The 20,311-nt window shown below is 41.5% G+C and carries 15 protein-coding genes; 3 read left to right on the top strand and 12 right to left on the bottom strand.

Features of this window, described 5'->3' with window-relative positions:
- Positions 1 to 179: 179 nt before the first annotated feature.
- Positions 180 to 1,163, bottom strand: a complete 984-nt coding sequence (locus F907_RS08600) for an ion transporter (protein ID WP_026040153.1) — start codon at positions 1,161 to 1,163, stop codon at positions 180 to 182.
- Positions 1,164 to 1,430: 267 nt separating this feature from the next.
- Here F907_RS08600 and F907_RS08605 point away from each other — a divergent pair, with 267 nt between their 5' ends.
- The gene (locus F907_RS08605) at positions 1,431 to 2,888 is read left to right on the top strand and encodes a DASS family sodium-coupled anion symporter (protein WP_016652261.1); all 1,458 of its coding nucleotides are present in this window, start codon (positions 1,431 to 1,433) and stop codon (positions 2,886 to 2,888) included.
- An 82-nt stretch (positions 2,889 to 2,970) separates the two neighbouring features.
- On the opposite strand, the gene F907_RS08610 is transcribed toward F907_RS08605, so the two are convergent.
- The 6 genes from F907_RS08610 to F907_RS08635 all read right to left on the bottom strand — a co-directional run bounded on the left by F907_RS08610 (position 2,971) and on the right by F907_RS08635 (position 14,789).
- Positions 2,971 to 3,192, bottom strand: a complete 222-nt coding sequence (locus F907_RS08610) for a hypothetical protein (RefSeq protein ID WP_004806481.1) — start codon at positions 3,190 to 3,192, stop codon at positions 2,971 to 2,973.
- Positions 3,193 to 3,424: 232 nt separating this feature from the next.
- Positions 3,425 to 6,064 (bottom strand): bifunctional aconitate hydratase 2/2-methylisocitrate dehydratase, encoded by a 2,640-nt coding sequence (locus F907_RS08615; protein ID WP_005274793.1) that lies wholly within the window; start codon positions 6,062 to 6,064, stop codon positions 3,425 to 3,427.
- A gap of 259 nt (positions 6,065 to 6,323) precedes the next feature.
- Positions 6,324 to 6,683, bottom strand: a complete 360-nt coding sequence (locus F907_RS08620) for a hypothetical protein (protein ID WP_004806476.1) — start codon at positions 6,681 to 6,683, stop codon at positions 6,324 to 6,326.
- A 102-nt stretch (positions 6,684 to 6,785) separates the two neighbouring features.
- The gene (locus F907_RS08625; protein WP_016652260.1) at positions 6,786 to 7,271 is read right to left on the bottom strand and encodes a DUF4124 domain-containing protein; all 486 of its coding nucleotides are present in this window, start codon (positions 7,269 to 7,271) and stop codon (positions 6,786 to 6,788) included.
- A gap of 244 nt (positions 7,272 to 7,515) precedes the next feature.
- On the bottom strand, positions 7,516 to 12,021 hold the full coding sequence (locus F907_RS08630) for a translocation/assembly module TamB domain-containing protein (RefSeq protein ID WP_016652259.1): 4,506 nt from the start codon (positions 12,019 to 12,021) through the stop codon (positions 7,516 to 7,518).
- Positions 12,022 to 12,071: 50 nt separating this feature from the next.
- Entirely contained in the window at positions 12,072 to 14,789 is a 2,718-nt protein-coding gene (locus F907_RS08635; protein WP_016652258.1) for an autotransporter assembly complex protein TamA, read from the bottom strand.
- A 159-nt stretch (positions 14,790 to 14,948) separates the two neighbouring features.
- Between F907_RS08635 and F907_RS08640 the strand changes: the two genes are divergently transcribed.
- Positions 14,949 to 16,271, top strand: coding sequence for an MFS transporter (locus tag F907_RS08640; protein ID WP_016652257.1), 1,323 nt, complete (start codon positions 14,949 to 14,951; stop codon positions 16,269 to 16,271).
- 3 nt (positions 16,272 to 16,274) lie between these two features.
- Entirely contained in the window at positions 16,275 to 16,910 is a 636-nt protein-coding gene (gene coq7 / locus F907_RS08645; RefSeq protein ID WP_005274783.1) for a 2-polyprenyl-3-methyl-6-methoxy-1,4-benzoquinone monooxygenase, read from the top strand.
- 56 nt (positions 16,911 to 16,966) lie between these two features.
- Here the strand turns inward: coq7 and F907_RS08650 are convergent, their stop codons facing one another.
- The 5 genes from F907_RS08650 to F907_RS08670 form a co-directional block, all read right to left on the bottom strand.
- Entirely contained in the window at positions 16,967 to 17,425 is a 459-nt protein-coding gene (locus F907_RS08650; protein ID WP_016652256.1) for a hypothetical protein, read from the bottom strand.
- 151 nt (positions 17,426 to 17,576) lie between these two features.
- On the bottom strand, positions 17,577 to 18,128 hold the full coding sequence (locus F907_RS08655) for a DUF2799 domain-containing protein (RefSeq protein WP_016652255.1): 552 nt from the start codon (positions 18,126 to 18,128) through the stop codon (positions 17,577 to 17,579).
- Positions 18,129 to 18,170: 42 nt separating this feature from the next.
- The gene (locus F907_RS08660; protein WP_005274775.1) at positions 18,171 to 18,605 is read right to left on the bottom strand and encodes a 2-amino-4-hydroxy-6-hydroxymethyldihydropteridine diphosphokinase; all 435 of its coding nucleotides are present in this window, start codon (positions 18,603 to 18,605) and stop codon (positions 18,171 to 18,173) included.
- Positions 18,562 to 18,942, bottom strand: a complete 381-nt coding sequence (gene folB / locus F907_RS08665) for a dihydroneopterin aldolase (RefSeq protein WP_005274765.1) — start codon at positions 18,940 to 18,942, stop codon at positions 18,562 to 18,564. Before folB ends, F907_RS08660 begins: the two co-directional genes overlap by 44 nt.
- A 26-nt stretch (positions 18,943 to 18,968) precedes the next feature.
- On the bottom strand, positions 18,969 to 20,267 hold the full coding sequence (locus tag F907_RS08670; protein ID WP_016652254.1) for an ABC1 kinase family protein: 1,299 nt from the start codon (positions 20,265 to 20,267) through the stop codon (positions 18,969 to 18,971).
- Between the last annotated feature and the right edge of the window lie 44 nt (positions 20,268 to 20,311).

Raw genomic sequence — 20,311 nt, 5'->3', positions numbered from 1 at the left:
ATCATCGATGTGAAGTCTGGCTTAATTAAGTCAACTTTTCATTTTTTTATAAAAAAGCTCCAAACCGCAGCATAACTGCGATTTAGAGCCAAATTGAGTACCATCTGTGTAGAATGAATAGCTTGGAATCACGAACTTATGCCCGATTCCTCGTCTACATTTTTATAATAAATTTCAAATTATTCCGAAAGTTTTTCGCCACAATGCGGGCAAAAACGGTACGGCTTCTTTTCCTGATCTTGATCTTCAAGTAACTTTTCTCTGACCAGTTGCATAATAATTTCATGAGTTTGCTCTTTAGGTAAACCCACCTTTTTCCGAATCCGTTCAACTTCCACTTGATCATGCAGTAAATCTAAACCTTTGGCCTGTAACGCTTCACGGAATTCCTGTTCTAGCCTTTGGTTACGCATATTTAATTCATTGGCAAGACCCGAAGCCAAAATACCCGCTGGTAAGGCCGCAATACCGACCCCCAGAATGGTAATAAATGCACCCAGTATTCGACCCAGATTGGTGACAGGAGTAACATCGCCATAACCGACGGTGGTTAAAGTAACCACGGCCCACCACATGGATTGTGGTATCGAACTAAATGCTTCAGGCTGAGCTTTATTTTCAACCACATAAATCGCAGAGGCGGTCATCACAATCATGATCACCAAGATAAAAATAACCGCTTGAAATGAGCCTTTTTCGCGTTGGATGACGCGCAATAAAATTTGCAGGGAAACAAAATAACGGGTCAGTTTCAGTAACCGTACCAAGCGTAAGACCCGTAAGAAACGTAAATCGATCGGCACAATAAAATTGAGATAAGCTGGTAAGATTGCCAATAAGTCGATAATTGCCCCACCACTTTTCATCCAGCGAATCCGCTGTTTCCAAGCCGCTTGTTGTGGTTCTTCCTCAACAATACTCCACAGCCGCAGCAAATACTCTCCGCTAAAAATGATGATCGATAAATTTTCAAAGATATCGAAATAAGGCTTGTACAGCTTATAAAATTCATTGACGGATTCAAGTAAAACCGCCGCCACGTTGCCAATAATTAAGGCAATCAGCAGATAGTTTACGCAGGTACTGACTTTACTTTTATAGTCATCATTATGCAGATTGTTATAAACAAAACGTCTTAACTGTTGCCATGAAAATTGAGTCATACCGTATTTTTTGTTCGATTCAGCAAGCTCAAAATGTAGCATGTTGCTTTCATATTTGATAAGAAATTTTAACCCTAAGCTCCATTTCTCTCACAAAACGAAGCCATTTGCCAATTCATTGCCCTATATCACGCTGTTTCAACAAAACTTTCTTTGCAGTTTGACGCTTGCTTCAACGATAATAAAAGCTTAGTGGTTATTTTCTTTAACGATTCATTCATAAAGAACTATAAATTTTATTAAACCCGTACAACAAGGGGAATTTACATGGGATTTAAAGCTCTCCCGACGCTGATCTCTTTATTTATTGCATTACTGATCTGGTTCGTCATTCCTGTACCTTCTGGCGTTGATCCTGATGCTTGGCATTTACTGGCGATGTTTGTTGGTGTGATTGCTGCCATTATTGGTAAAGCCATGCCGATTGGTGCAATTGCAATTATTGCCATTACTTTAGTCGCCGTAACAGGTGTGACTAATGATAGTCCAAGTGGTGCCATTCAAGATGCGCTTAGTAGCTTTGCCAACCCGCTGATCTGGTTGATTGGTATTTCAATCATGATTTCTAAAGGTTTGCAAAAAACGGGATTGGGTGCACGCTTAGGCTATTTATTTATCGCGGTTTGGGGCAAGAAAACCATTGGTATCGGTTATAGCATGGTGCTATCTGAACTGATTCTTGCGCCTGTTACCCCAAGTAATACCGCACGTGGTGGCGGGATTATTCACCCGATTGTTCGTGCAATTTCCACCAGTTATGACTCTGACCCCACCAAAGGCACCGAAGGCCGAATGGGGAAATATTTAGCTTTGGTCAACTACCAAGCCAACCCGATTACTTCTGCCATGTTTATTACTGCAACCGCCCCTAACCCTTTGGTAGTTGATTTGGTGGCAAAAGCAACCAACAGTCAGATTTCCTTGAGTTGGAGTACTTGGGCATTGGCAATGTTATTACCGGGTTTAATTGCCTTGATCATCATGCCGTTGATCATGTACTGGATGTATCCACCTGAAGTCAAAGAAACTCCGAATGCAGCTCAGTTTGCCAAAACCAAGTTAAAAGAAATGGGGCCAGTCAGCAAAAATGAGATCATTATGCTCGGCGTATTTGGTATCTTGCTGCTGTTATGGGCAGGCATCCCTGCCATGATTTTTGGTTCAGCTTGGGCGGTTGACCCCACCACAACTGCTTTTATTGGTTTGGGCTTGTTGCTGATAACTGGTGTACTGACTTGGGAAGATATTCTGACGCAAAAAAGTGCGTGGGATACCATCACTTGGTTTGCTGCCTTGGTGATGATGGCGACTTATTTAAATAAGCTCGGTTTAATCACGTGGTTCTCAAGTGTGTTAGAAACAGGGATTGGTCATTTAGGACTGAGCTGGATGCCGGCCTGTTTATTATTAATGCTCGCCTATCTGTATGCACATTATATGTTTGCCAGTACCACGGCACATATCACTGCGATGTTTGCGGCCTTCTATACGGCTGGACTGGCATTGGGTGCACCACCGATGTTGTTTGCCTTAATGATGGCAGCAGCTTCGAGCATCATGATGACCTTAACCCATTATGCAACAGGTACATCGCCTGTGGTATTCGGTTCAGGTTACACCACACTGGGTGAATGGTGGAAAGCGGGCTTTGTCATGAGTGTGGTCAATATCATTATCTTTGTGGTGATTGGCGGACTTTGGTGGAAAGTATTGGGGTATTGGTAGGATGATTTAGTTTAAAAAAGGCCCCTTAAGAAGGGGCCTTTTCATTTATATTTTAAAGAATACTAAAATTATATTAGCTTCATTAATCAGGCTTAATGTCGTAAACCCAGTTTCGTGCTTGTTGATCCGTCGTCGTTTCGCAGACGTAGTAATCTTGATGCCACGAGTCTTGATGGAAGATTTCCTTTTTGTGGTAGCTTACTTGTTTGCCATTTTCAACACAGATAAAACTGTCACCTTGATCTTTAACAGCTGAACCGTTAAGAAATCCACCAATACATAAGAAGCGGGATTGTTTCGCCATTGAGTAGAATCAACTTTTTAAATCACTAATTTTCAATAATTAAACGATGAACTGGTTAAACTGTAAAGACAAAATTACAGGGTCATATCAATTAAGATTAACAGATATGCATAGCCTAGGAATCACTATAATTTTTTGATTTATATCTTAGTTTTAAAATTTAGATGAATGCAAAATTATATAAAAAAATAAGGGCTGATTACTCAGCCCTTATTTTTAGCTAATTAACAGATTAGGTTAATTGAGCAGCAGAAATTTTCTTGGTATCAACTTGATCAGCTTCTTTTGTATATTCGCTCATCTTGTCGAAGTTCAAGTATTTGTAGATGTCAGCAGAAGCGCTGTCGATTTGCGACGCGTACTGTTGATATTCTTCTGGGCTTGGTAATTTACCCAGAACCGCAGCAACAGATGCAAGCTCAGCAGAAGCCAAGTAAACGTTTGCACCTTGACCTAAACGGTTCGGGAAGTTACGCGTAGAAGTCGATACACATGTTGTGTTCGGTGCTACACGTGCTTGGTTACCCATACACAATGAACAGCCAGGCATCTCTGTACGCGCACCAGCACGGCCATAGATGTTATACAAGCCTTCTTCCATCAATTGATGCTCGTCCATACGAGTTGGTGGAGCCAACCATAAACGAGTAGACAGTGAACCACCAGGTACTTTGTCAAGTAACTGACCCGCTGCACGGAAGTGACCGATGTTGGTCATACAAGAACCGATGAATACTTCATCAATTTTGTCGCCTTGAACGTCAGAAAGAAGTTTCGCGTCATCTGGATCGTTCGGGCAGCAAAGAATTGGTTCTTTGATGTCAGCAAGATCAATTTCGTAAACTTTTAAGTATTCTGCATCAGCATCCGCTTTTAACAAGCTTGGGTTGTCTAACCACTTCTGCATGTTTTCAGCACGGCGCGCCATTGTACGAGCATCGCCATAACCTTCTGCGATCATCCACTTCAACATGGTGATGTTAGAACGTAAGTATTCAGCAACTTTCTCTTCAGAAAGTGTGATTGAACAACCAGCAGCAGAACGCTCAGCAGATGCATCAGAAAGTTCGAATGCTTGCTCAACCGTCAAGTCATTTTCCATTTCTGATAAATCGATCTCAAGGATACGACCAGAGAAGATGTTTTTCTTACCTTTCTTCTCTACAGTTAAGTCACCCGCTTGAATTGCGTAGTAAGGAATTGCATGTACAAGGTCACGTAAAGTGATACCAGGCTGCATTTTACCTTTGAACTTAACCAGTACAGACTCAGGCATATCAAGTGGCATAACACCAGTTGCCGCTGCGAACGCAACAAGGCCAGAACCCGCTGGGAATGAAATACCGATTGGGAAACGAGTATGCGAGTCACCACCAGTACCAACAGTATCTGGAAGTAACATACGGTTTAACCAAGAGTGGATAATACCGTCACCTGGACGTAAAGATACACCACCACGGTTCATAATGAAGTCAGGTAATGTATGGTGAGTTGTTACGTCAACTGGTTTTGGATACGCAGCAGTGTGACAGAAAGACTGCATCACTAAGTCAGCTGAGAAACCCAAGCATGCCAAGTCTTTTAACTCGTCACGCGTCATCGGACCCGTTGTATCTTGAGAACCAACAGTGGTCATCTTCGGTTCACAGTAAGTACCCGGACGGATACCTTGGCCTTCTGCTAAACCACATGCACGACCAACCATCTTCTGCGCTTGCGTGAAGCCTTTGCCAGTGTCAGCAGGTTGTACAGGCGTACGGAACAATGCTGAAGGTGCAAGACCTAATTCTTCACGTGCTTTTGCAGTCAAACCACGACCAATGATCAAGTTAATACGACCACCAGCACGTACTTCGTCTAAAAGTACAGGCGTTTTTAGCTCAGCTTCTGCAATTTGCGCACCGTCTTTGAATGCAGTTACTTTTGCAGCAGCGTGATCAATTTTCAATACAACTTCGTCGCCCATGTTCATGTTGGCAACGTCGATTTCTACAGGTAATGCACCTGCATCTTCCATTGTGTTGAAGAAAATTGGCGCAATCTTAGTCCCTAAGCACACACCACCATCTTTTTTGTTTGGAATGTGTGGAAGTTCGTCACCGAAGAACCAAAGTACAGAGTTAGTTGCAGATTTACGAGAAGAACCTGTACCAACAACGTCACCTACGTAAGCAACTTGGTTGCCTTTCGCGATCAATTCTTTGATTTGGTTTAATGGACCAACTTCACCTGGTTTTTCAGGGTTGATACCATCACGCTCGTTTTTCAACATTGCGTTTGCGTGTAATGGGATATCTGGACGGCTCCAAGCGTCTTGAGCTGGAGACAAGTCATCCGTATTGGTCTCACCTGTTACTTTGAACACAGTGATTTTGATTTCTTCTGGAACATCAGCACGGCTTGTGAACCATTCTGCATCTGCCCAAGATTGTAATACCGCTTTAGCAGCAGCATTGCCTGCTTTTGCTTTGTCAGCTACGTCATGGAATGCATCAAATACAAGAAGTGTTTTCTTTAATGCTTCAGCCGCTAATTCTGCAAGCTCAGCATTGTCTAGAAGTTCAACAAGTGGTGCTACGTTATAACCACCAAGCATTGTACCTAGTAGGTAAACTGCACGTTCTTTAGATACGAGTGGAGAGGTTGCTTCGCCTTTTGCAACAGCAGCTAAGAAAGCAGCTTTTACATATGCAGCTTGGTCAACACCTGCTGGAACACGATTTTCTAGTAAATCGACTAAATAAGCTTCTTCACCTGCTGGTGGATTTTTTAATAAGGCTACGAGTTCAGCAGTTTGAGCATCATCAAGTGGCTTCGGTGGGACTCCGAGTGCGGCACGTTCTTCAACGTGTTGGCGGTAAGCTTCTAGCACAGTGTTATTCCTCTTTTTTAAAAAATTACTTGTAAGTTCCAGCTTGCTACAAGCTTTACAAGTAATGTGGACAGCAAAATTTTACTAGACTTCGCGTTAAATGTTAATGCAACTACCGTATTTCTACGTGATGCCCATTATTTTATAGCGAAATGTTCATCCCTTTGAAATACCGCTTTGGTCTTAGGTTAAAGTCTAATAAAACAATAAATTACATCCATAAAAAAAGACAAACGGTGTTGTCTTTTTTATATACACATTAAAAAAGTTTATAGTTTGGCAGCTTGTCATGTGGGGTAACCAAGCATTCTTCCATAAACTGTTTCTTTAAGTTTTCACGTAATGCTTCTGGATCTTTTTTCAGTTGATCAACAGGAAGTGCATAAACCGTGTCCAAAATTTTAAAGATAAATTTGCGTGTCATCTCATCTTCAATCTTTGCCGCATATTCCGTTGCTTGTTTTTGCTCAATTCCATTTTGACGATCTAGCGTAATCGAACGTGCTGCGTTGCCCACACTGACGCAATAGCCATGCCATTGTTCTTCAGGGGTTAACGGCTTTTTCTCAGCACAACCAGCCAAAACTAAACCTATTGCAATAAACAAAACTTTTTTCATCATCATACTGCGGCTAATTTGATGCACACATCATACTGAAACTTGTTTATTTTGCAAAAGGAAGCCTTTAAAACAATGCTTTCCGTAATAAAAACATACAAATCATTTGCTACAGCGCATGTTATTGCCTAACTTTTGACATTTTCCTCCATTGGCAGAGAGGTATGTCGTTCCTGCGACGAGATTATATGACTTGCCTTTCATATCCCAACATCTAACCCCATTGCAGTTTTTGACAGGGATAAGTATTTCACTTGTCACACTAAGATTGCTTGTAGCTGCCGTGGTCGCAGTGACAGGCTTAGTCGATGTTGTTGCGGCAGTTGCAGTCACCGTTGTGATTTTTGTTTCTTTGGCCGTAGTCACCGTTTGTACATTCGCTTGTTGGGTGACCGTAGTATTGGCATTCTTTTTGACAAAATCAAATTGCGGCTCTTGCTTTTGTGTCGGTGGTGGTGTTGCTGAATAGGTAGTGACCCCTTTGGCATCGACCCACTTATAATATTCCTTGGCATTGACTTGGAGTGTTGAACTGATGAGCACTAAGCCAAGCACTGCCCAAAGCTGACCAAAAGTGACAGATTTCATTTATTTCCTCCAAAAAATGTCATAAAATCTTTTATTATCAATAATTTATAACAATTCTATCACATTTTTGTTTTCTAAAATAATGTCTATAAAAATCTGTTTAAAAAATTCCTCAAACCATCCATATATCTGCCATCATCAATTTTTTGTAGAGGTTCGGGTAGTGTTACATCCATAAAAAAAAGAGGAACTATTTCATCGAAATAATTCCTCTTCCAGATGCTAAACCAAGCTAAAAGTAGGCTTAGAATCTCCAGTTATAGAATACGTCAATCGCACGCTCTAAAGACTGACTTGCTTCCAGATATAAACGACGGTTCATCTGATAACGCAAGGTCAATTTATTTACTGGGGTAAACACACCAATACCATAACGGATAAACAGATCTGGCGTGATATATCCAGTCAGACTCACCTGCGTATCATCGCCCGTACCCTGTGCATCCAATGCCAAACCACTCAAACCAAAGGTTCGACCAATCTGGTTGGTCAAGGCACGTGTACCTCCCAAGCCCATACTAATACCCGCAGCAGCAATGGTGTTATTGACGTCAGACTTAAAGCCTTCGGTATTGCTTAAACCACTGTTACCTTCATTAATACGGCCAGTCAGCAAAGCATTCAGCGCTTCCTGTTCAGACAAGCCTGCATCGTTATAAATTTGAATATTCGGCACGGTGGCTGTACCCGTGACCCGTACCCCGACCATGCTGCCTTGAACCGGTTTATTGGCATCAATATCCAATGTCGGGTTGGCCAATGGTCCATTGAAACGCGCAATAGCACGGTTCAAATCAAGACTTTGACCATAGGCTTCGATCTTCACTTTCTGACTGACACCAATCGCACCATTGGCACGCATTGCTGTTTCTAGACCACGTTGAGAAAGGTGTAAACGGCCAGCTAAAGGAATGGTACTTTCGAAGCCTTGGAAAATCACCTGATTACCAAGTGTTACCGTCATATCGGCACGGATATCCCATGGTTTAGCTGCTTTTAAAGTCGCAAGCAGGTCTTGACCTTGTTGTACCACACGCACATCAGGCGACAAGTTCACCACAGTCGCAGAGCTTTCTGGCATCGAGATACGCGCACGCGGCACATCAATCGTCCCTTTTAAACTTAAGCGCTGATTAAACGGATAAACGTCCAGCGTCAGATCAGGTTCTACAATTGCAGTAATCATCGGTGCCTGACGCACCAGTAAATTATCACCTTTTAAGGTCAGGTTGAGATGTGGGTCATTTTTCCAGTCAAAGCTCCCTTTTAAACGCCCTACACCTTGCCCACTATTGAATGCCCCATCAATACTTGCAGAGTCCTGTCGTATAGAAGAATAAAGCTGGATATTACTTAAATTGACTGGCAGGGAGATCATACTGATTGCGCCATTTTTTAAACGCATCTCGCCTGTAACCTGTGGCTGAGTCAAGGTTCCATTGACCTTACCAGCCAATGATAAAGTTCCAGCCATTGAGCGTACATCTTTAATAAATGGTTTAAAGACTTTGAGCTGTACATCATCAAATGCCACTTCGCCACGCATCGGCATATTATTTTGGAATGGATCAATAATTACATTGGCATAACCCGTACCAATATCAGGCGTTTTCATATCCACACGGAATAACAAACCTTCACTGATACTCTTGGCAATCAAACTTAACTCATCATAAGTTACTGTCGTTGCAGGATCCTGAGGATCATCCGCTGCCAATCCAATCTCACCTTTACGCGTCACTAACCGCGCATCAAGTTTAGGATGGCTACCATTTGCCCAAGCTGCTTTGGCATAGCCATTCAATTGACCCGTCACTGCCAGACCTTCAGGCATAAATGCTGTGAAGTCTTTTAAATCCAGATTTTTGGTAATAAATGAAAAACTGCCTTTTTCCTTACTAATACGTGCAGGTTGATCTAGACATAACTGACTGCCGGAACTCTGCCAGCAGTGCTGACCAACATAGAGCTCTTGTTGCGTCGCGGTATAGATAATCGGCGCACTCTGGTTTTGTACCAAACGAATATTACGTGAAGTAAAATTACCTTTTTGCAGTTGTCCAAGCCAGTCATTCTTCGGATTAAAACCACCCGCAAGCTGAAGATAAAAATTCGATTGACGGTTTTTACTCTCTACCTTTAATACGTGTGCTTTACGTGTTCCCGCCAAGTTTACTGTTGCTTGTTCAATTTCACGATTGCCATTACGCAATCGATCCAAAGTCGCTGTCAATTGCGTAGGCGTGGTTTCAGAGGTCGGCAATTCACCCTGTACACGCAAGGAACGAATCGTCACCAGATCGTTAAAAGCAAAATTATCGACCATGATGTTCGCAGTTGCTCTTAGACGTGGTTTCGACTGTACATTTAAACTGCCATAAGCTCGACCACGCAAGCCCGGATACAGCTCATACAATGCAGGCGCATTCAGTTTAATACGTAAATTTTGCGCATTACCTGTGGCTTGAAGCTGGTTCTGTGCATAAGCAAAGAATAGATCATTGGCTTCAAACTGCTGCGGCAAGAAGCCTTCTTGATTTGAGTCCAATAGCAAGCTGAGATTACCACGACCACGAATCGGTTTATTATTGATAAAGCCCGCCGTATTCAATTCACGAATATCAATACGCTTGAGTTTGTCTGACCATACGCCCTGTGTTTTCACTCGCCCAGAAACTTCACCTTTAACACTTGAGACAAAATACTGTGGCTTAAAGCGTACCAATGAAGCATCAATATCCCAACCCAGTTTGTCTTTGAGATTGACTGCGCCTGTGGCATAAACTTTGCCCGCAACACCGTCATGATTGAGTTCATTAATCTTGATGTAATCTGGTGTACCTGCAATTTTAATCTTTAATACACCATCACCTTGATTCAATGCATTTAAGGACCCATCATAATTCACTGCAAAACTCTTGAAGCCACCCCCCGCTTTTTCATCATTAAAAATCAGGGCAGCGGTACTTTTACCTTTTAAAGCGATGGTTTCTGTCTTATTGTCTTGTGGCAATTGCCCTTTTAAGTCAATCTGTTCAAGCTGAATAATTTGTTGATTTGGTTTAGCAAAACCACTGGCTTTGATTTCACCGTTCAATAAGTTAATCGGTGCTGCTGCCGCAATCGTTTGCGGATTAAAATCCTGCGCCTTGAGTTGCGCTTGCCATGATAGCTGTTGTTTTTCAGTTGGTAATTTAACTTTTGCTTGTCCAGTCAAACTGCCTTTTTCTGCTTCGTAGCGGAAATTTTCAACATTTAACAGGTCACCCTTAACATCTAAACGGGCGTCATATTTACCTGTTGGCAATAATGCCTGCTCATGTGGACGGATTGTCGTTGCGACATAGATATCTTGCTGACCTTCTTTTAAGGTCAGATTGGTATGACCTTCTTCACTACTCAGCCAGCCAATATATGGCATAGCACGGTCAATGCCTTTCCAGGAAACATCCAGCAACATCGGCTGAGGCTTATTGTCTTTTTCTTCGTCCTGATTGAGCTTAACTGCCCAAGTTTCATATTTATCAAAGGCGAGCTGTGCATTGACAACCAAACCTTTTTCCAAAGAACCGGTTGAACTTAAGTTCGCATCCAGATTTGGTGGCAAAAAGTCTTGCGCGATTTGCGGTACTGTTTTGTCTTTTGGATCCAAGCGCTCCAAACGCCCTTTCACATCCCACGAGACGTGGTCGTGCCAATTAACGGAACCTAACAAATTCGCTGTACCGCCCATCAGTTGACCATTAAACTCGCGAATGTTCAATTGATGAGTTAAATCCGTATCCATCAGCGCAGTATATTGCCCCTCTGGAACTTGCTCGCCTTTTAAATCAGTATCTAAAGTTAAGACTAACTTTTGAATATCCCCTTTAAATCTTGCGATGCCATCTTTTGCAAATAACTTCTGATCTTTAATTAATGGTAAGTGATAATTTTTAAAGAATAGCTCACCATTCATTGGCACATGGTCACGTACTGGATGAACAACCGCCCAACCCGTCAGTAAATCTGGTGTCCGTGTTGCAACACCGACCTTTAAGGTATCCAGACTACCTCTGGCAGCGACTTTGATGATCTCAATATCCAGACTTTTCAATGATGGAATAATCAGGTCTGCTTTGGCATTTAATGGGTATTTACCACTAAAATCCATCTCTCCCGAAGCATTTTGGACAGCTAAATACTCCATCTTCATGCGAGAGTCTTTAAACTTTAATTTGGTTTCCGACCACAATGCATCTTTTAGAAAGATGTCACTAAAATCAACCTTCGACGTTGTAGTTTGAAACTCTAAATGATCTAAAGTTGCATCATCAACACGCAGTACAAAGGGTAACTTAATCGGATCAAATCCAAAGGGCTTACCCGAAGGTGGTTTTTTATCAATAATTTTTAGATTACGTACATCAGCATGGCTGAGGTGTACTTCTTTTTTTAAAATCGCCCGCCAACCCAAAGACACGTCGGCACGATCTAAAGAGATTTCAATTGCATCCAATTCAACCAGCACATTTTTAAGAATGATGCCAGATAACAGGTTGCCGCTCTCGTATTGATATTTGATAATTTTTTGGCTTTGAAGTACACGGTCTAATAAAAAGCGACTCCCTTTATCCGTAGACATCATGACAAGCAAAGAGCTGACCAATAATAAAATAATGATCAATAAAATCAGCGCGATATTTCGAAAAATACGCCGTTGCTGTCTTGGTTCTGTTGGAGGTGTAAGTTGCTGTTCTACTTCCGTCATAATCAACCCGAGATTGTTTTGCCCTTATAAATTAAAGGGCTAAAAAGTTTTTAAAGTTGTGGACCAATAAAGAAATGCAAACGAATTGGATTATTATCATTCGAAATACCCGATGCGATATCTAATCGAATTGGTCCAATTGGCGATCTCCAGCGGATACCAACACCCACACTATATTCTGTTGGGTTGCTAAATTGTTTGTCATAGGCGTTACCAAAGTCCGAAAACACAGCAGCACGCCAGCCATCTTTAAATTGATAATTATATTCCAAAGAGCCAACAGCCAAGGCTTGGCCACCTATTTTATAGCCGTTTTCTTCAGGTGATAAGCTCTTATAGTCAAAACCACGCAAAGACTGATCACCACCTGTAAAGAAACGTAGGTTATACGGTACTTTATTAAAATCATCTGTGAAGATATAACTTGTATCACCACGACCAACAAATTGATGATTGTCGTTTTCACCCAATGAATAAATAAAACGCCAGCCAGCACTTACAATTGCCATATTGGCATCTGAAAGCAAAGACTCTGTTCCCAATTCAACTTTATAGGTTTGCTTAAAACCGCGCGTTGGGTTTAAACGTGTATTGGTATTGGTTTTAGATGCTTCATAACCCAACAATAATGATTCTTGCTCAGAGTCGATTCCCGATACTTTAAAGGCATCCGGCAGTTCATCGATATTCACATCACCTTTTTTGGTTAGGCGGTCTAAACGATAACGTAAGCCGAAGGTATGTTGCCAGTCACCGAGTGGGTTCTTAATGACACGCTCCCCACCCAGAACCGCCGACTCAACCAACAGGTTCACATCAGGACCAATATCGTCACGTGTTTCACGCTCATAACCACCGACAAGGTTGAAGTAGTCATTTAATGGATGCTTATAAGGAATACTATAGCGACCATCTATCGATTGACGAATCTCAGAAAGCTCGAAGTTGGCATCAAATGAGTGACCATATTTATTCACAATCGCACGACGGTACTGAGTACGGATACGTGCACCCGTGTCCGTGCCATAACCAATACCTGTTTCAAGGCTATTTAAGCGATCTGCATTCAGCGTTACTACAACAGGAATTTTTTGTTCTACCCGCGCTTGTTCTTCAAGCTTCTGACGTTGTTCATCATCATCGTCATGTACAGGCGGCATTGGCATAGAACGCGCCAGTGCATAAGGTTGTGCTGGTTGGCCGCCAGAGAATTGTGATTCATCGACAACATCCTGCGTGACCTCTTGTGCAGAGGTTATTTTGGCACGCGCAATATCCGCCTTTTGTTGACTACTCATCAATTGTGATTGCTGAATACGTTGCTGGTCGACCAAGGCCTGTAAATCAGGTGGTAAGTCTAAAGGAGGCTGAATTGCATCGGGCTTGATGGTATCAACCAAGGTATAGTTAAAATAACGCGTGTTGGTTAAGTTATTTGCCAAAGCATTGACACGCCAGAAGGCATAGTCATCGCCCTCCTTCCAAGGTGCTAAACTATCTAGAACTTTTTGGGTTAATGGCAATGGCTTGCTCGGATCACTCATCCGATACTCAACTTGCTTTAATTTATAACGCTCGCCTGTTTCATACTTTAAATTAATATCAGCCGTTTTCTCAGGCTGAGAAATCTTGACATCATGCAAGCGCCAAAATGCATCAAAATAACCATTATCTGCAGCAACATTGGTAATTTTAGTTTTCATTGCTTCGTATGAGCCATGATTAAAAATATCACCAACATCCTGTTCTGGAATTAAGCGCAGCACCTGGAACTGTGGTGTATTTGCGCCTGCACCGGTAAATTCAATATTCTGTTCTTTAATTTTGACGGGTTCATTCGGAACCACAATCACTTTTACCTTACTGTCACTTTCTTTGACAAAAGTATAAGTCGCATTGTAATAACCTACTGCTTGCGCAGCCTGATTAGTCAATGCACGCAATTGCGGTAAAGCCACATTAAAATCTTCAAAAGATTCTTGCGTGAAACTCGACAACTTGGCCTTAATATTAAGTGCCAGAATAGGTGGTGCGCCACTCACATCAGCAGAAATCCGTGGGATTTTATCTGCATTGACTAAATTATCAGGGCGCAAACGGTTAATGATACGCTTAAAGAAACCAACTTTTTCAGCAGGTTGATCTGACTTAGTTTGAAACTCAGCTAAAGTCTTGCCCGTTTCATTGGCTTCAACCACAATTTTACTGTCCGACTGGATATCACTCATTAACTGATCGATATTCAATGGTGCCTGTTTAATCTCTGTTAACTCAGTTTGCGACACATCGCCGATGACAGGGGCAGGATTTTTAGCGGTTTGATCTCGATATGCTTGTGCTTCATTTTTGGCATCTTCTGCAACACGAAAAATTTCATTTGCCATACCTTGATCGACGGGAATCACAGGCAAATTTTCCAGATTATCATCCAACTGAATCGGTTTTAATTCATTAATCTGATTACTTGATTGCTCTTGTTCTTTTAATGCAGTCAAACTGTCTTGTCCAGGTAGCACACCCAAATCAGAAGCATTGATCGCTGGTGGGATCGGTGCAGCGGCAGCAACTGCCACTGCAGCGACTTGCTCGTTCTGTTCGGTTGCCTGATTTTCAGGCGCACCCAAAATTTGCTCTTGAGCATAAACAACTGATATACAAGAACTAATTAAAAAACTACTACAAATAAGTTTAGGAACCCCCTGCATTTTAAAAATTAAATGCATAGAATGAACCAGTGTCGACTGTTTAAACTTCGTTTTAGATGGCATGTAAAACTCTAAACTTGTTTTTTAATTTATCGTTTTTGATGGGTGAAATAACTTCAAATCTTTGATTTTTCATCCAATCAGACATAGGTATCATACATGCATTTCATCACATTTTTACAGTTCGTCACATTTTTTTATAAATCACAATGAAGTGAACACATGATGAAACAAGATGAGCGCTTAATGACATCGCGTCGCTTCGCCCCGATGTTTTTCACTCAGTTTTTTGGCGCACTGAATGATAATGTTTATAAGCAAGCGCTGCTGTTAGTGATTACTTATGGGTGGATTCAACAACAAAGTGCTGAGATCAGTACCTTAAATAATTTAGCTGCCTTATTGTTTATTTTGCCCTACTTCTTTTTCTCAGCAACTGCCGGACAAATCGCAGATAAATATGAGCGCTCACAACTGATTCGCTTCATTAAAATATTAGAAATCGTGATCATGTTGATTGGTACTGCTGGCTTCCTACTTGGAAATCTATGGTTATTACTGTTTGCCTTGTTTTTAATGGGTACTCACTCCACCTGTTTTGGCCCCATCAAGTATGCGATTTTGCCTGAAATTTTAAAACCACAAGAGCTGATGTCAGGTAATGCACTGTTCCAGTCAGGCACTTCTATTGCAATTTTATTGGGAATGATTTTAGGCGGTGCGGTGATTGCTACTTCGCAAGGTAATCTACTTTGGATTAGTATCACTGTTGTTACTATTGCTTGCTTAGGCTATTTATGTAGCCGCTTTATTCTGCCGCAAAAAGTTGCAGCACCTGATCTCGAAATTGACTGGAACTTTATCCGTACCAGTTTTCAAACCATTGCCTATGCCAAAAGCATTCCGATTGTGTTTGTGATTTTATTGGGTAATTCTTGGTACTGGTTTTATGGTGCAACCTACCTGACTCAAATCCCACAGCTGACTCAGCAAAACCTGCACGCCTCAGAAAATGTAGTCAGCCTGTTACTTACCTTTTTCTCGGTTGGTATCGGTGTCGGTTCTTTACTTTGTCGACGCATCGGTGGTACTGATATCAATATCAAAATGGTGCCCTATGGGGCAATTGGTTTGACTGTGTTTGCCCTCTATCTGGCAGCCAGTCTGGCTTTTGTACCTGAGCATACAGGTGAGCTACTCAGTTTAAAAGATATGTTTACACTGGGTGCAGTCTATTACCATGTCATGCTGGCAGTGACTTTACTGGGAATTAGCGGTGGGTTCTATATCGTGCCACTGTATGCCATGATGCAAGCCTATTCACCGCGCTCACATCGTGCCCGTGTTGTTGCCGCAAATAACATTTTAAATGCTGTATTTATGGTCTCTTCCGCAGTTTTTTCTATTTTGATCTTAAGCATTTTAAAAATTGATATTAAAATCTTATTCACCATTACCGCTGTTTTAAGTGCAATTTTTTCATTTTGGTTATTAAAACGTCTAAAACCGTTATTGGAAAATGCGCCCAACACATTAGAGGATTAATATATGCGTCATTACACAGGTCTCGATAAACTTATTAATTCCTTTGATCAAGCTTTACGTAGTTTGGTACCCGGTGCGACCAGTGCACAACGCAGCAATCCTGCCAATGAAGAACCTTCACAATTGTGTGTCAGTGATGCCCGCCATGTTGCAGGCTTGATGCGCGTCAATCACAGTGGTGAAGTGTGTGCTCAAGCGCTTTATCACGGTCAAGCGCTGACTGCAAAATTGCCACATGTGCGTGAAGAAATGCAGCAAGCAGCGATTGAAGAACAAGACCATTTGGCATGGTGTGAAGATCGCTTAAAAGAACTGGATAGCCACACCAGTGTGTTAAATCCAATTTGGTACGGCCTGTCTTATGGGATGGGTGCAATTGCAGGGATTGCAGGCGACAAATACAGCTTAGGCTTTGTCGCTGAAACTGAACGTCAAGTGAGTCAACATTTACAAGAACACATCCAGCAGCTTCCCGCTCATGATGACCGTTCACGTAAAATTTTGGAACAGATGAATGAAGATGAATTGCATCATCGTGACACGGCACTCAATGCAGGTGGCGTAGATTTGCCTGTACCAGTACGCATTACTATGACCGCTATTTCAAAACTGATGACCAAAACCAGTTATTATCTTTAAACTGTGCGAGGGAATTATTGCAAAATAATTCCCTTTTTTTATCCAACACGATCAAATTAACGAAATACAATTTTGCCTTTATCAGCCGAATAACGGTCATCCCAAAAGCTTTGCGGCTGTTTATCTAAATCGGTAAAAATGATGTAATTAATTTTACCCTGCCTAAAAGTCAACCGATCCTTTTTCTTGACCGCAATCACGCGCGTGTCATTGACCCAGACTCGTTGTTGCTGGTCAATTCTAATAAACGCCAAAGGTGTTCCATCTGATCTTTCCGCAACCCACTGTGGTTGCTGTGTCGACACGGTTGGCGTTGCTGTTTCTAGCATTTGCTCAACAAATCCAGCTTTGCTATTTTCTTCTTTGCTTTTGCTAATATCACAACCTTGTGCTTCACTGACTTGAGTACAACCGGATTGTTCTAATTGTTGTCTATATTTTGCATCAATTGCATAGGCTGAGTTCATGCCGCCATAGAGCATAATCCCCAAGGCAATAAGTAACTTGGCTTGCATACAGCATTCCTCCCTTCATTATTTATTTGCTTCTTCACCATTTAAACATCCCCATACCATCAGGTATGTAACTCAAATGTGTGCACTACAAAACAAAAAATCCACGGCTGCAACCATGGATTTTTAAAAATAAGCATTATAAATTAAAGTTTTAATTCAAACCATGTTCTGCCTTAAAACGTTCCAGATTGCGAACCGCCTCCTGATAACGAGACTGTACCCAACTGCTATTGATACGTAGGTCATATAAGCGTTTTTGATAATCATCCCGAACCTTTGTTGAAAGATCTTTACGTTCTAATTCTTTTAAATAGCGGTTCATATCGCTTTGGGAGCGATTAAACTCTGAATCTGCCTGATAATATTCATTGGCAACTTGATAGTAGCTACGCAAAGATTCACGTTTGTCGATTGGACACACACGAATATCGCCACGACCTTCCAAGGCTTCACTAAAAATATTTTCTGGTCGGCAGTAATAGCCCAAGCCTTTTTGATAACCTTGTTCATACAGCTTTTGATTCGGCACAATATTGGCTTTTTGACAGGAAGAATAATATTTATCCAGGCGTGAATCATGACCATTTGAGCCATCTTTTTCGCCCACATTGAACCAATTTGCTGTTTTACATTGCTCGACGCTCATGGCCGCACAACCCGAAAGTAAAACCGTCAAAGTCGACAAAAGTAAAATCTTTTTCATGAAAATTCTTCCTAATTATTATCGTATTACCTAGCAAAAGCATTACATTGTAATGACAGGATAGCCTGTATTTTGGAGATCAGCCAAATCTGCATGCTGCCACAAATCATATAAAGGAATTTTGACATCCAAAGCCAATGGTAACTTTTTTGGATTAAATTGCATATGCTCTAAAGTTTCACCCCATGCAATCACATCAACATCCAAACTGATCTGATGTGATGGACGAACTCGACCAGATTGTGCTTCTAGTTTTTTCAGGATTTCAATCATTTCAGCAAGACTGAGTCGACTTTTTAATAAGCAGGCAGAATTCCAATAATCGGCACCAATTCCATCCCGACAAGGAATTTCATAAATTGGCGAAAACTCCACTACACCCAAACTTGCGATTTGTTGATAAGCAAAAGTGAAATTTTGTTGTTGCTGGAGATTACTCGCCAGTGCGAGCGCAAAAATTGTTTCTGTTGCGTTCAAGGCGAATTCCTACTGCATTGGCTTGTGCAATGATGGCGGGTTTGCGAATGGTGATACTGATCGATTCAATCGAAGGAAAGGTGTTAAATAGACATTCAAGCACCAATTGTGCGGCATGCTCGATCAATTTGGGTTGGGCTTGTTGAATCACCTGAGCTGCAAGCTCGCAGATTTGCGCATAGTTGAGCGTATCTTCTAGCTCATCTGATTGTGCAGCTTGCGTTAGATCATTATGAATGGTGAGATCTAGCATTAAAGGTTGAATAATTTGGCGTTCCCAGTTGAAACAACCAACCACGGTATCAACCTTCAACCCTTCAATTATAATGGCATCCATAATGACCTAATGAACCGATAAATAAATTAATGCTTTAAAAACGAAGCAGGTTCAATATTGTGAACCATTTTTAAACGTTGGTCAGCATAAATATCGGTATATGGTGCGAGAACACGCATGAAACGATCAAAATATAGCATTTGCTTGAATAACAAAGCGAAGTCACGCGGGAATTTAATACCGTGACGCTCACCCACTGCCACCATATCCATCATGATGTCATTTAAATCTGCTGGATTAGAACTGAGAATTTCTTGTGGATCTGCCAGTAACACACCACTAAATAACCGCTCTAAGTCATCAGCCAAGACTTGAGTATCAATTTTCTGATGGGTCATACCCATTTTCAGCATGTTCTCAGCCATGGCGTTGTAATTGGTTTGCTGTAAGGCATCCATAAACGCCATACATGCTGTCCAAACTTCAGGGTTTAACTGACCAACAATACCGAAATCAATAAAGCCAATACGACCATCTTCTAGCAGCATCAGATTGCCTGCGTGTAAATCGGCATGGAAACTCTTGCACAGCATTAAACTGCCAAACCAAGTATTCATGGCAGTAATCAAGACCTGTGTTGGGTCTTTGGCATATTGTTTGACCACATCAAAGTCAGTCAATGACACCCCATATAAACGCTGCATAGTGAGTACACGGCGCGTTGAAAACTGGTGATAAACTTTTGGTGCAGTTGCCGCTTGATTGCCTGAAACATTCAAGTACTGAATAAAGTCATCCAGATTCTGAGCTTCTTCAATAAAATCAACTTCACGTACCATACGTGTTTTGATCTCATCTACGATTTCAGACAACGAGGCAAACTTGATTTTTGGAACAGCTCTTTCAAGTAACTTTGTCGCCCAATGCACCACATTTAAGTCGGTATATAAAATGGTTTCAACACCCGGCTTTTGCACCTTTAACACCACATCTTCACCCGTAACTAATCGAGCGGCGTGGACTTGCGCAATTGAGGCTGAAGCCAAAGGTTTTTCATCAATGAAACTGAAAATTTCATTGAGATTGCGTCCTTCAAACTCTTCAGCCAATACTTTTTTAATATAGCTAAACGGTAAGGTTGGCGTTTGATCTAAACAGCCTTGGAATTCCTGAACGTATTCACGTGGGAATAAAGACGGCGTACTGGCAATAAATTGACCCAGTTTAATATAAGTCGAACCAAGCGACTCAAAGGTCTCACGCATCAGTTTGGCGTTGCTTGGTTTTTCAGTTGCATACTTCACACCTGCTTGTGCTGCAACCACCACTGTTTCACCAATACGTGCAACAGAGCGTAATCCATCGAATAAAATATTTCTTTTCATAATCTTTCTTGCCTCACAGATGGCATTAGTTTAGCAAATTTTGC

Source organism: Acinetobacter colistiniresistens (assembly GCF_000413935.1).
Taxonomy (GTDB): Bacteria; Pseudomonadota; Gammaproteobacteria; order Pseudomonadales; family Moraxellaceae; genus Acinetobacter; species Acinetobacter colistiniresistens.
This window is presented reverse-complemented; position numbering and strand designations above follow the sequence as displayed.